12 protein-coding genes are annotated in these 13,949 nt (G+C 36.2%); 2 read left to right on the plus strand and 10 right to left on the minus strand.

Annotated elements, in window-relative coordinates; all coding sequences use genetic code 11:
- Positions 1 to 87: 87 nt before the first annotated feature.
- From dnaK to gpr, 8 genes are all read right to left on the minus strand, one after another.
- Positions 88 to 1,920 (minus strand): molecular chaperone DnaK, encoded by a 1,833-nt coding sequence (dnaK, locus tag LG296_RS12075; protein ID WP_107935395.1) that lies wholly within the window; start codon positions 1,918 to 1,920, stop codon positions 88 to 90.
- Between the two features lie 66 nt (positions 1,921 to 1,986).
- Positions 1,987 to 2,556: a nucleotide exchange factor GrpE gene (grpE, locus tag LG296_RS12080; protein ID WP_107935394.1), complete on the minus strand. Its 570-nt coding sequence runs from the start codon at positions 2,554 to 2,556 to the stop codon at positions 1,987 to 1,989.
- A gap of 13 nt (positions 2,557 to 2,569) precedes the next feature.
- Positions 2,570 to 3,604 carry a heat-inducible transcriptional repressor HrcA gene (gene hrcA / locus LG296_RS12085; RefSeq protein ID WP_107935393.1) on the minus strand — a complete coding sequence of 345 codons (1,035 nt, stop codon included), beginning with the start codon at positions 3,602 to 3,604 and terminating at the stop codon, positions 2,570 to 2,572.
- A gap of 93 nt (positions 3,605 to 3,697) precedes the next feature.
- Positions 3,698 to 4,840: a radical SAM family heme chaperone HemW gene (hemW, locus tag LG296_RS12090; RefSeq protein WP_107935392.1), complete on the minus strand. Its 1,143-nt coding sequence runs from the start codon at positions 4,838 to 4,840 to the stop codon at positions 3,698 to 3,700.
- 158 nt (positions 4,841 to 4,998) lie between these two features.
- Positions 4,999 to 5,325: a hypothetical protein gene (locus LG296_RS12095; RefSeq protein ID WP_107935391.1), complete on the minus strand. Its 327-nt coding sequence runs from the start codon at positions 5,323 to 5,325 to the stop codon at positions 4,999 to 5,001.
- A gap of 431 nt (positions 5,326 to 5,756) precedes the next feature.
- Positions 5,757 to 7,595 carry a translation elongation factor 4 gene (gene lepA / locus LG296_RS12100; protein WP_107935390.1) on the minus strand — a complete coding sequence of 613 codons (1,839 nt, stop codon included), beginning with the start codon at positions 7,593 to 7,595 and terminating at the stop codon, positions 5,757 to 5,759.
- A gap of 321 nt (positions 7,596 to 7,916) precedes the next feature.
- Positions 7,917 to 8,780, minus strand: a complete 864-nt coding sequence (spoIIP, locus tag LG296_RS12105) for a stage II sporulation protein P (protein WP_107935389.1) — start codon at positions 8,778 to 8,780, stop codon at positions 7,917 to 7,919.
- A 48-nt stretch (positions 8,781 to 8,828) separates the two neighbouring features.
- A complete protein-coding gene (gpr, locus tag LG296_RS12110; protein WP_107935388.1) occupies positions 8,829 to 9,857 on the minus strand; it encodes a GPR endopeptidase in 1,029 nt (342 codons plus the stop codon).
- A 165-nt stretch (positions 9,858 to 10,022) separates the two neighbouring features.
- Between gpr and rpsT the strand changes: the two genes are divergently transcribed.
- Both rpsT and LG296_RS12120 read left to right on the plus strand, forming a co-directional pair.
- The gene (rpsT, locus tag LG296_RS12115) at positions 10,023 to 10,274 is read left to right on the plus strand and encodes a 30S ribosomal protein S20 (protein WP_107935387.1); all 252 of its coding nucleotides are present in this window, start codon (positions 10,023 to 10,025) and stop codon (positions 10,272 to 10,274) included.
- Between the two features lie 197 nt (positions 10,275 to 10,471).
- Positions 10,472 to 11,802, plus strand: a protein-coding gene (locus LG296_RS12120; RefSeq protein WP_235867716.1) for an IS3 family transposase whose coding sequence is annotated in 2 segments (ribosomal slippage) — positions 10,472 to 10,853 and positions 10,853 to 11,802 — 1,332 coding nt in all. Because the reading frame shifts where the segments join, the coding sequence is not laid out codon by codon here.
- Between the two features lie 60 nt (positions 11,803 to 11,862).
- Here LG296_RS12120 and LG296_RS12125 read toward each other — a convergent pair.
- Both LG296_RS12125 and LG296_RS12130 read right to left on the minus strand, forming a co-directional pair.
- Positions 11,863 to 13,185, minus strand: a complete 1,323-nt coding sequence (locus LG296_RS12125; RefSeq protein ID WP_107934535.1) for a hypothetical protein — start codon at positions 13,183 to 13,185, stop codon at positions 11,863 to 11,865.
- Positions 13,182 to 13,871: a hypothetical protein gene (locus tag LG296_RS12130; RefSeq protein ID WP_107934536.1), complete on the minus strand. Its 690-nt coding sequence runs from the start codon at positions 13,869 to 13,871 to the stop codon at positions 13,182 to 13,184. Before LG296_RS12130 ends, LG296_RS12125 begins: the two co-directional genes overlap by 4 nt.
- Positions 13,872 to 13,949 lie beyond the last annotated feature (78 nt).

A 13,949-nucleotide genomic window follows, 5' to 3' on the forward strand; every position in this document is an offset into this window, starting at 1 on the left:
CTTATATTCCTATTCGCTGAAAAAGTCAAAGTCCGTAATGTTCGGCTTTGACTTTTTCATGTTTCTTTTATAAACGATTGTTAAATCTTATTTATCGTCTTTTACTTCTTCAAAGTCAGCATCTACAACGCCGTCATCTTTTTTATCTGGACCTGCTTCTGCTTCACCTTGAGCAGCTTGTGCAGCAGCTGCAGCTTGCTCATATACTTTCATAACTAAAGGCTGTAAAACACCTTCTAGTTTTTCTTTAGAAGTTTTAATTCCTTCGATTTCACCAGCTTCTAATGCCTTTTTCAATTCTTCTTTAGCATCTTCTACTGATTTTTTCTCATCTTCACTGATTTGCTCACCAAGATCAGTGATTGTTTTATCGACTTGGAAAACTAATTGGTCTGCTTCATTACGAAGTTCTGCTTCTTCTTTACGTTTAGCATCGGCCTCAGCATTTGCTTCTGCCTCTTTAACCATACGATCGATATCTTCATCTGTTAACCCAGAGTCAGATTGGATTACGATTGTTTGTTCTTTTTGAGTTCCTAAGTCTTTTGCTTTAACAGATACGATACCATTTTTATCAATATCGAATGTTACTTCGATTTGAGGTACACCACGTGGTGCTGGTGGAATATCTGCTAATTGGAAACGACCTAAAGTTTTGTTATCTGCAGCCATTGGACGCTCACCTTGTAAAACGTGAATGTCTACAGCAGGTTGGTTATCTGCAGCAGTTGAGAACACTTGTGATTTTGAAGTTGGAATTGTTGTGTTACGTTCGATAAGTTTTGTAAACACGCTACCCATTGTTTCAATACCAAGTGATAGAGGTGTTACATCAAGTAATACGATATCTTTCACATCACCTGTTAATACACCACCTTGAACTGCAGCACCCATAGCTACTACTTCATCAGGGTTAACTCCACGGTGTGGATCTTGGTTTGTTTCTTTTTTCACAGCATCTTGTACTGCTGGAATACGAGTTGAACCACCAACAAGAATTACTTTATCTAATTCAGATGCACTTAGACCAGCATCCTTAAGAGCTTGACGAGTTGGGATAATCGTACGTTCTACTAAATCACGTGTGATTTCATCGAATTTTGCACGAGACAAGTTAACCTCTAAGTGAAGAGGACCATCTGCTCCTGCAGTAATGAATGGTAATGAAATTTGAGTTGATGTAACACCCGATAAATCTTTTTTCGCTTTCTCAGCTGCATCTTTTAAACGTTGCATTGCCATTTTATCTTTTGATAAATCAACACCGTTTTCTTTTCTGAACTCTTCTACTAAGAAATCGATAACCTTTTGGTCGAAGTCATCTCCACCAAGCTTGTTATCACCAGCAGTTGCAAGTACTTCAAATACTCCATCACCTAATTCAAGGATCGAAACGTCGAAAGTACCACCACCAAGGTCAAATACTAGAATTTTTTGGTCTTGGTCTTGTTTGTCTAAACCATAAGCAAGAGCAGCAGCTGTTGGTTCGTTAATAATACGTTCAACCTCTAGACCAGCAATTTTACCAGCGTCTTTTGTTGCTTGACGTTGAGCATCGTTAAAGTAAGCTGGAACTGTAATTACAGCCTTAGTTACTGTTTCTCCTAAGTAATCTTCTGCATATCCCTTTAAGTATTGTAAAATCATCGCCGATACTTCTTGAGGTGTGTAATCTTTACCTTCAACAGTTACTTTTTCTGAAGTACCCATTTTAGATTTAATAGATAAAATAGTATTAGGGTTAGTAATTGATTGGCGTTTTGCCACTTCCCCTACTTGTTTTTCACCATTTTTAAATGAAACCACTGAAGGAGTTGTACGGTTACCTTCAGGATTTGGAATTACTTTTGGTTCGCCGCCTTCTAGGACTGCTACACAAGAGTTTGTTGTACCTAAGTCAATACCAATAATTTTGCTCATTTTAAATTTTGCCTCCTAATTATTTAAAACACGTAAAGGGTGTTTTTCACTAATTAATTTTTTGTTTTATTCGTTTACTGAAACCATTGATGGTCGTAATACGCGATCTTTTAATTTATAGCCTTTTTGAAGCTCTCTTAACACAATTCCAGTTTCTTTTTCAGAATCCGCTTCTTGCATTACAGCTTGATGTACATTCGGGTCGAATACTTCCCCTTCTGCAGGGATTAGTTCTAAGCCCTCTTGTTTTGTTGCCTCAATCAGCGTTTTGTAAACCATTTCAATACCTTTATATAGAGAAACAGCATCATCTGAATTTACTTCAACCTGTAGTGCACGGTCTAAATTGTCGATAACAGGTAAAAGTTCTGTTAGAAGCTTTTGAGCTCGATATTTTTCAGCCGCTTCACGATCTAATTGGGCGCGACGTCGCATATTATCGAAGTCTGCACGTAGACGTAAGTAACGACTCTCTTCTTCTTGCAACTTTGCTTCAAGCTCCGAAACCTTCACATTTAACTGCTCTTCTACGGAAAGCTCTACCTGCTCGTTTGTTTCTGTGCCGTTCGTTTCTGCTTCATTTGCTTGCTCATTTACTTCTTCTAGTTGCTCTTTGTTTTCTGTAGTTTCAGACACGTTTGTTTCCTCCTTATAACCCATCATTTACTTTATTTGAAAGTGCACCTGAAAGCCCACTTCGCATCACATCAATAAGCGACACAACACGCTGATAATCCATTCTTTTAGGACCAATAATTGCAATTGATCCCTCTTGATCATTCCCAATAGAGTAGGACGCTGTAATTACACTTAAATCATCCATTACTAAATGGTTATTTTCTGAACCAATTCGAATATGAATCCCTGCGTCTTCATGCTGGAACAAAGAAATTACTTGGCTTTCCTTTTCCATCATTTCCATAAGTGCACGAACTTTATTTAAATCATGGAATTCTGGTTGGTTGAACATATTTGTTTTTCCACCAAAATAAATTTTCCCTTCATTTTGGAAGGTAGCAACATTTCTCAAGGATTGGATAAAAGAATCTGCTGTGTTTACATGCTGCCTTAAAACGTTAAACGTTTCTAATTCTAGCCTACTTTGTAGCTCTAATAATGAAACACCCACTAAACGTTCGTTTAAAATATTTATTGTTTTTTCAATATCCGATGGAACAAAGCCTTGTGGGAGTGTAATTGTTCGATTCTCTACATGTCCATTATCCGTAACAATAATTGCTACTGCTGTTTGTTCAGATAGAGGAACAATTTGAAATCTTTTAACGCGATGTTTACTTACATTTGGTCCAAGTAAAATCGTTGTATAAGAAGTTAAGTCAGACAAAATGTTAGCAGATTCACGTATTACTTGTTCCATTTCTACAATTTGATTTTTAAAAACAGATTGAAATAAGCCAATTTCTCGGGCAGACATAGAGATCGGTTGTAGTAAATGATCCACATAAAATCGATATCCCTTCTCAGATGGGACACGCCCTGAAGAGGTATGTGTTTTTTCTATAAAACCAAGCTCCTCTAAATCAGCCATCTCATTTCGGATTGTAGCTGGACTAGTTGTTATCCATTCCTTTTTTGAAATTTGGCGTGATCCTACTGGTTGAGCTGAAGTAACAAAATCATCAACGATTACTTGCAATATTTGTAACTGTCGATTCGTTAACATTGTCATCACCTCTGTTAGCACTCATTAAGAGGGAGTGCTAATACTATTAATAAATTATCAAATCTCAAATATGATGTCAACGGAATCGCTCTATTATCCTAATAAAAATTGTTGAAATATTTCATTGCCAACAAAGCGACCCTTGCGACTTAGTCTTACACCTTTTTCATCCTCGATAATCAGACCTTCTAAAGCAAGCTTAGCTATTTCTTTCCCATAAAGCTCTTTCATAGAGACTCCAAACTTTGTTTCAAACGTTTCAAAGGATACCCCTTCATTTTTTCGTAAGCCCAAAAACATTTGCTCTTCACATTTTTCTTCGTTTGTTACCTCGTGTTTATGAAGGATAGGCTGATCATTATTATTAATCGTTTCAATGTATTTTTTAATAGGTGCATGATTTGAATAACGTATCCCTGACATGTAACCATGTGCACCCGCTCCAAAGCCCGCGTACTCATCATTATCCCAATAAATTTTATTATGTGTTGAGTTGTGGCCATCTATCGCAAAATTACTTATTTCATATTGTATCTTTTCTTTTTCTTTCATTCGGCGCATCAAAAGATCGTACATATCCGCTTCAAGATCTTCAGTAGGTAAGTTTAGTTTTCCCTTTGCATACTGAATGTAAAAAATAGTTTTTGGTTCAACAATAAGAGAGTAAGCTGAATAGTGAGGAAGATCTAACTCTAAAGCTTTTTCTAAAGTGTCTTCCCATTGTTCCATCGTTTGACCTGGCAGCCCGTACATCAGGTCAATGCTAATATTGTCAAAGCCAACTCTTTTTGCTTGTTGAATGGTTTGGAAAACATGTTCATTTGTATGAGTTCGTCCTATTTTTTCTAGAAGCTTCTGGTCAAAAGATTGGACACCCATGCTTAAACGATTGACTCCGCCGCTCCTCAAAGCCTCTAGTTTATCTACTGATAATTCATCAGGGTTAGCTTCAGAGCTAAATTCCACAAGCTGCTTCGTTGGTAATAGGGTATTTATGTGATGTAAAAGCCTTGTTATCTGATTTGCAGTAAGTGCAGTTGGTGTCCCACCACCTAAAAAGATGGTTTCAAGGTTTTGGAATTGTTCAGGCGTTTTTCTAACAGCCATTTCAATTTCCCTGCCAACTGCTTCTATATATTCATCTACTGGTTGATTTTTAAAATAAACTTTATTGAAATCACAATAATTACAAATTTGATGACAGAAAGGAATATGTATGTAGACACCTCGAGCCATTAAAATCCCTTCTTTCTTAAGAAATATCGTATCTCTCTATTGTACCCTTTCATAGTAAAAATTCAATTTTAGGGTACTAATTATGAGAAATAAGAGACTTCCTGAATATTAGGAACAAAAAAAGAGACCTGATTTAGACCAGACCTCAAAAATTTTTTTTAAATGGCAATATTTATTTGTTGTTTATATAAATCTACAAATAGTTCAATTGCTGAGTAATTTGAAAACTTCGTAGTAAAGCTAATAGCTTCTTCCTTCGAATGGAACGATAGTGCACTCATTTCCTTTGCAAACTCATATTTTCCGTTTTGTAATGTTATTAAGTAAACTCTTACAACCGGACTATACGGTCTTTGCATATCCAAATTATCTCCTGCTAATAATACCCCAACGGTTGCATCTTGTTCATTAATAATGGTTGACAGTGCAACTAATTCATCATACTCAAACCATTCAGGAATTGCTACCTCTACTATATTGTTCATTTAAAATACATCTCCTTCGCTGTTTTTCATATGAAGCTTAAACCCTTGATATAAATACCAATAATTAACAAATAAAGGTGGCTCGATTAGATTTATTAGATAAATTCTACTATGGGTTTTACGATTCTCAAAGAGCAATAATTAAACGTTTTTTTCAGTTTCTTTGCAATATATGAAATATTGTTGCAATAAAAAACAGATTATCCTCTAAAAAAGAAGATAATCTGTAAAGTTGGTAATATTTAACTTTTATACAACTTTTTACCTTTGTAAATTAATTTAAATATTGTTATTTTAACCCATATTAACATATAACATACAATTATTGTATATATTTTTCACGTCCTTTAGAGTCGCAACTTCCAACTTCTAATATGTAAAAAAAAACGAGTTGCACTGTAATTAGTTGCAACTCATCTTTTCACTATCAGTTATTTCTTGTTGTTGTTATTATCATCCATTTTCAATACGGCCATGAAGGCTTCTTGAGGAACCTCTACAGAACCTACTTGCTTCATACGCTTTTTACCTTCTTTTTGCTTATCAAGAAGTTTACGCTTACGTGAGATGTCACCGCCGTAACATTTCGCAAGTACATTTTTACGCATCGCTTTAATCGTTGAACGTGCCACGATTTTTTGACCGATTGCAGCTTGAATTGGTACCTCGAATTGTTGACGAGGAATTAACTCCTTTAACTTCTCAACGATTACTTTACCACGCTCATATGCAAAGTCACGGTGTACGATAAAGCTTAATGCATCTACTTGCTCTGCATTTAATAGAATGTCCATCTTCACTAGCTTAGATGGTTTATAGCCGATTAACTCATAATCAAATGAAGCATAGCCCTTTGTATTTGATTTTAAGTAGTCGAAGAAATCGTAAACAATTTCCGAAAGTGGCATTTCATAAATAATACTTACACGACTTGTATCAATATAATCCATTGTCATGAAGTTACCACGTTTCATTTGGCAAAGCTCCATTACCGCCCCTACGTAATCATTTGGCACCATAATCGTTGCTTTTACATAAGGCTCTTCAATGCGGTCAATTTTTTGTGGATCTGGCATCATTGAAGGGTTGTCCACTTTAATAATCTCTCCATCTGTTAAGTGAACATCATAAATAACAGAGGGAGCAGTTGTAATTAGGTCAATATTAAATTCTCGCTCAATACGCTCTTGAATGATTTCCATATGCAGAAGTCCTAAGAATCCACAACGGAAACCGAAGCCTAGTGCTTGAGACGTTTCTGGTTCATATTGCAATGCAGAGTCATTAAGCTCCAATTTCTCTAATGCTTCGCGTAAATCGTTATAGCGAGCAGTATCAATTGGATAAAGACCGCAATATACCATAGGGTTTAACTTACGATACCCTTCTAGCGGAGTTTCGGCAGGTCGGCTAGCAAATGTTACTGTATCCCCTACTCGTGTATCTCCAACATTTTTGATAGAGGCAGTTAAATAACCTACATCCCCTACAGTAAGCTCAGCTTGAGGTACTGATTTCGGTGTATGCACTCCAACTTCAATAACTTCAAACTCGGCTCCTGTTGCCATCATGCGAATTTTATCACCAGGTTTTACTGTTCCATTTACAATACGAATTGAAATGATTACACCTTTATAGGCATCATAAACAGAGTCAAAAATTAGCGCTTGCAATGGAGCTTCTGGATCACCCGTTGGAGCAGGTACCTTCTCTACAATTTGCTCTAAAATATCTTCAATACCAATACCAGCTTTAGCAGAAGCTAGCACTGCCTCTGAAGCATCAAGTCCTATAACATCCTCTACTTCTCCACGTACACGTTCTGGATCAGCAGCAGGTAGATCGATTTTGTTTATTACTGGTAAAATTTCAAGGTCATTATCAAGAGCTAAATATACATTAGCTAATGTTTGTGCTTCTATCCCTTGTGCAGCATCAACTACTAAAATTGCGCCTTCACAAGCTGCCAAACTACGAGATACCTCATATGTAAAATCGACGTGGCCAGGTGTGTCAATTAAATGGAATGTGTAAGTTTCACCGTTTTTAGCTACATATTTTAACTGTACAGCATTTAACTTAATTGTTATTCCACGTTCGCGCTCTAAATCCATAGAGTCTAACAATTGAGCTTTCATTTCACGTGCTGTAATTGATTTTGTTTTTTCTAAAATCCGGTCTGCTAATGTAGATTTACCGTGATCGATATGGGCAATAATAGAAAAATTTCGTATGTTTTCTTGTCGTTTTAAACGTTCTTCTCGATTCATGTCGTGTCCACTCCTAATCAAATACGCCTCCTACGCATTAATTTTTCGCTCATCATGCGAAAAACAACCAAAGAAGATAGAGTTTTAAGGCTCTAACTTCTTTAGAATACGCTGGAGGCATTAACCCTTATCAGTATGCATTCTTACTGATTCTTTGGTAACCTGTTATATTTTCTTTTACATTTCCTACAAAAAAAGGCTAAACTAACTTGAATTATAGCAGTGACACAACAACTTTAGCAATGATGTAGTGAGAAAAAACGCAAAATATTATTATTCACTTATAAAATCAATGTAGACAATGAACTTAAGATTTTCACTTTAATTTACATAGGTTTTCGCAATCGCTTGTGCAAGTACAGCGATTGTTCGATAAACCTCATCCTCAGTATTTTCAATTCCACCGATTTCAATTAGTAACAGATTATTTGATAAGTCTTGATTATAAACTCCATCAACTCCATCTCCAGACTTCTCAATAATGCCTCTAGATATATCCGGGACAATTTGATTTAAAGCCTGATTTAGAGCGTTGGCTTGACTTAAATTCGTCTTATAGTTTGGATTTTCTGCACCGATAACAAATGCGGTTTTAGCATAGCCAACATCTTTATGTGTGACAGTCGACTGCTTATGACCTGTTGCATCCCTATGAATATCAAGAATAAGGTCATACTTATTTTCCTTCAACTCCTGACTTAAAAAAGTGCGCGCAGTTGAATAAGAAGACGCCATTGTCTTCCCCTGTTTTACTGTTTCAGCCATAATATCAACATCAAGAGTCGTTGCGTTTAAACCGTTTAGTTTAAAGTAATCTTCCATTGCCTTAGACATAGATAGTAAATTTGCTTGGTCATCATATACAGCAACGGTACCTGTTTGACTTTTTACAAACGGTTTATAGGTTTCTTGAGAATGCGTAAAAACAAATAATACGTCAAATGAATCCATTGTCGGTGTAACATCACTTGCGCTACTATCTCCTGTTGCTGTCACTTCTGTTGCTGTTACATCTTCTGCAGTTTTGTCTGATTGAACATTGGAAGAAGCATAGACTACTTGCTTTTCTTCGGCCATAGGAGGCTCATATTTTTGATTGTTCGGAAAAGGCAATAGTCCTGTGATGATTGGTAACATAAAAAAGAAGACTAGAAAAACAGATAGAATTTTTAATTTTTTTAACATGGCATCCTCTCCTTCCACTACGATATGGAGGAAGAGGACTTTTTAGAACTAATTCACTTTATGTTCCATCCACTTAAATAGACATTTGCTTACCAAGATTGAATATTTTGTAATCCAAACATCAACTTCTTTTGGCGTTACAATCAGTCTTTCAGGATGTGATGCAAAAACCTCTTCAAATAACTGAAGTCGATCTTCATTTGACCAAGTCGACCATTCACCGAAAATCGGCTTGATTAAATTCATATCGACTCTTTGATTGGAATCTGGTGTCCAAGAAGAGACAGAGAGCTTACCAGACGGCTTCCCTTTTTCCTCAATTTTTGCAGCGATCGAACGGAACACATTATCAATCGCATCTGCAATGATTACTGTTGCATCCACAACTGTAGGAACCCCAATCGCCGTAACAGGAACCCCCATCACTTCTTTCGAAACTTCAGTACGTTGATTACCTACCCCGGAGCCTGGATGAATCCCTGTGTTTGTAATTTGAATTGTTTTACATAAACGCGAGCTTCCTCTTGTTGCTAATGCATCAATTACTAAAACTAAGGAAGGTTTAACTTTTTCTGTAAGGGCACGGATGAAATCACTAGTTTCAAAACCTGTTTGCCCCGTTACACCTGGTGCATACATTATAAAATGATCACTAGGATTTTCAGATTGCTCATTTTGCATTGCATCTATTGCAAAAGGACCTATTGCATCAGGCGTTATTGTTTTATTTCCTAGACCTATTACAAGAACCTTACTATCCTTTGTAATCTTTACATCTTTGTGAATATCATCAAGATATTTTGTAAAAGCCTTTTCAAGCTGCTCAAACCCGTTTGAATCGTCTATAGTTAAGGTCGGAACAGATAGTGTAATATAAGTCCCTTCCTTTTTTCCGATTTGCTCTTGACCGTGATCATCAACCACTACTTTTGTGACTTTTACTCGACCTTCCGTAAATTCATCGATTGCAACTCCACTTGTTTGCTCTAATCTATTCTTTTGATGCTTGGTCTGATGCTCAACTACTTCGGCTGATTCATCAATTAAATCGGTTCTGCTCCAATTAACTTCTATCATTAATAATCACCTCGTTTATATGTTAGACAAACTGTCAAGTAAATATTCTTTGCATTTAACTATTGCAATTAACTCTAGGGTTTGGTAGAATGATTTTTGTTGTATTGACAAACGAAAATAGTGAGAAGATAACTCATCTCGTACCTTATTTAGGAGGTGAAAGATATGCCAAACATTAAATCTGCAATTAAACGTGTTAAAGTTGCTGAGAAAGCTAACGCAGCTAACGCTCAAGCGAAATCAGCTATGCGTACAACTGTGAAAAAAGCTGAACAAGCACTTGCAAACAATGCTGAGGGCGCTAAAGAATTAGTAGTAGCAGCTAGCAAAGCTCTTGATTCTGCAGCTTCTAAAGGTCTTATCCATAAAAACGCAGCAGCTCGTAAAAAATCACGTTTAGCTAAAAAAGCTAACTAATACATTAAGAGGTTTTCCTAAATCATAACTTTTATGATTTGGAAAACCTCTTTTTCGTTTGATAATTTCCCTTCAAACAGAAAAAAAACTACCTAGAGATTTAAAATGTACCCTATAAGATGGACACTTTAAAAAAAGTCCTTCTTGTAGGGTACTTTTGTTTATAATGAGAAAAAAGATGTTGGAGCGGAATTAGAATGACGAAAAGATTATTAACGAAAAAAGAACAAGAACTGCTAAAAAGAAACCCTTATGTAAAGTCAGTCAGCGAGAAAGCGATTACCTATACCGACGAATTCAAACGTCATTTTATTGCAGAAAATGAACAGGGGAAGCTACCTAGAGATATCTTCGAGGAAGCTGGCTTAAGTGTGGACTTAATTGGAATGGATCGTATTAAAACAGCGGGGAAACGCTGGCGTGCAGCCTATCGTAATTCTGGCATTGTAGGTTTACAAGATACTCGTAAAATGAATTCCGGCCGACCTTCTGAACGGAAATTAACCCCAGAAGAAAAAATCGCCCGTTTAGAAGCGAAAAACCAGTTATTACGTGCAGAAAATGAACTACTAAAAAAGCTCGATCTACTCGAAAGGCAGATGTTGAAGAAGAAATTACAATCGAAACGAAACTAAAATTTGAATTAATCCACCAGACGCTTCAAAAGTATAAACTAAAGCGTATGGTGAGCTATCTATGTAAGGTAATGGGTGTGTCTCGTTCAGGGTTCTATCATCATTTTGATGAAAAATCAGCGCAAAATCGCGCCAAACAAGATGAAGCAGATGAAGTGGTGAAAGACATCATTTTAAAGGCGTATCATTTCCGAGGACGTAAAAAGGGAGCACGCCAAATTAAAATGACGCTTCAAAGCCAATATAGCATCACCTATAACTTAAAGCGGATTCGCCGCATTATGAAGAAATTTAACATCATCTGTCCAATTCGCAAGGCAAATCCTTATCGAAGAATGGTCAAAGCGACGAAAGAACACCGCATTTATGCGAACGAATTAAAACGCAAATTTAAACAAGGTATAGTGGGTAAAGTGTTATTGACAGACATCACATATTTGCCATATCGAAACGGCAAACGTGCATATTTATCAACGATTAAGGACGCTGAAACGAACGAAATTCTAGCTTATGAAGTGTCATCTTCTTTACACTTGGACATCGCTCTGAATACGTTGAAGAAATTAAAAAAACATTCGCATTTAGCAGAAGATGCCTTTATCCATTCCGATCAGGGTTTCCATTATACAAGCCCGATTTACCAGGCATTGGTGAAGAAAATGGGTTTAGGTCAGTCTATGTCACGGCGAGGAAACTGTTGGGATAATGCGCCTCAAGAATCATTCTTTGGGCATTTAAAAGATGAAACAAACTTTAGCAATTGTGAAACGCTTGAAGAAGTAAAACGTGAAATCAAAAGTTACATGACCTATTACAATCATTATCGTGGGCAATGGAATTTAAAAAAGCTGCCGCCTGCAAAATACAGACAGCAGCTTCAACAAGTTGCCTAGGCTCTTTTTCAAAATGTCCTTTACAAAGGGTACACTTTAATTCCTCTAGGTAGCTTCCTTTTAGAAAATAATATATTTAGCGTATTGCTTCCAATTAAGCTCATTTAAAGTGCTTTTACTTGGTGTTTCGAATGGCATTGGGAAAAATGCATTTGAAGGTTCGTTTTTAATTTGGTCATATAACACAATACTACCATTTGAAATACCACTCAAAATCGCTTCTCCTCTGTCTTCGAAGGCAACATCCACTATCGAACTTCGAATTTTCCCATCTACGTCTATTGCATACACGAAGGTAGCTTCTTTTGTTTCTTTGTCATCCGCTATTTTTTTCTTTAGTACCCAGTTCTTATCTACTCTAAAGGCACTTGGTGTTTCGTTAATAATAACTTTTGCCTTAGTTAGACTAGCATATGGTTTATTAACGACTTCCTCATTCAAATCCACTCTTACCTCAAAGGAAAGTGGTTCAGGTAATTTTACTACCTTTTCCATTTCTCTATACCAAAGGGAGCTAGTAGCTGGAATAGTTTGCTTTTCTACAATAGTTCCTAGTATTTCGACTTGCGGTTCTACTGAGCTACTAGTATCTTCAGCATTTGTTAATCCTTCATGTTCAGCTACCGTGTCGAAAATGGATTGATCCAGCTCAACAGATTGATTTTCTGCAACCTTTTCCCACTCTTGCTCTGAAACGTAGGTGATGAGGTTTTTTTGGTCTGTATAAATTATAAATGTAATAGCTCCACTTTCATCAATAACCTCTCCAATTACCCCATCAATCGGACTTGAGAGAACATTTGAAAAGCTAAGGTCAGAAATTCGGTCTTCTAATATAGCAATATTTCTTTCTACCTCAGCGATTTGCTTTTCAATTGATGCAATCGCTTCTACAGGAGTTCCCTGCATTATCTCTGTTTCTACTGTAATAGATAGTTCATCATCAATTTGTTCTGAATCAATCGTCGTAACTGGATCATTTATATCCTGTGCCTCTAATCGTCTCAGAATGCCCTCTAAGGTCGTCAACTCACTTTCGTAGGCATTCACCTCAGATTGGATCTTAGACTGCTCCTGTGTAGCTTCTTCCGTTTTATAGGCGGCAATCTCTTCGTTGGCACTAATTTTTTGACCGGGACGGACAGAAATCTGTGATAATGCATTTGCATCAGCTGTAATTCGAATCTCTTCATGTGGGATAAGCATTGCCTCTTTTTCTATATAAGCCCTTTGTTGCTCTAATGCTACTCTTTCATAATCGGTAATATAGTATGAGCGTGCAATTTTGCTATCCTCTTTAAAAATAATTACACAATTTACTGTTAAAAATACTAATAATAAAACACTACCTAAACCAATCCAATGTTTCCTATTACTTTTCATAAACCTACCACCTTAGTAACATAATCATAGAGAGGTAAGACACTAATTCCAGCTGTTACAAGAGCAAAGAAAATATGTATGCCAATTATTTTTGTTAATAATAAGCCCTTACTCTCATCCTCCCATTGCGACAGAAAACTATATTGAATAAAAATAGCAACAGCTGTAGCAATAGAAAGCTGATTAAAAAAGTAAATGACAAAGCTTTCATCTGTTAAATATGTACTTATCGGACCTAATGACAAAAATGATATTGCCGTCGTAAATCCGGACATGGCGAAAACAATAAAAAGTATAGCTTTTTCTAGTAGAATACTCGCAATAACAAAGATTTGTATCTTCGAAATCGCTTTAAAGGAATAATCAGTCAATATCGCTAAACAAATTGCGACAAAATAGTAATGAAAAGCAAAAAATAACAACCCTTTGATTGCGGCACCTAACACCGCTAAATATCGACCTACAATATACTCCTCTTCTAAGTTTTCAGCCATAAGATGAGTCAAATTTTCAGAACCCATTCCCCAGACACTTCTAATAACGAAAAAGAAAATCGTTAAGCCCAGAAGTATAAAGAATCGACTATGATAACCTTTTAATCGATGATTTTGTTCTTGATTATCTAATGCAAAGGCTAATTTACTAGGATTTAATAATGATTGCCAAAATCTAAATTGATAGTCCATGTGTAGTCCTTTCTTTTCTTAGAAATATATGTTTTTACTAATATAACAGATAATGTAAATAGATTTAAATGCACAACC

The sequence above is a fragment of the Ureibacillus chungkukjangi genome, from assembly GCF_044795995.1.
GTDB lineage: Bacteria > Bacillota > Bacilli > Bacillales_A > Planococcaceae > Ureibacillus > Ureibacillus chungkukjangi.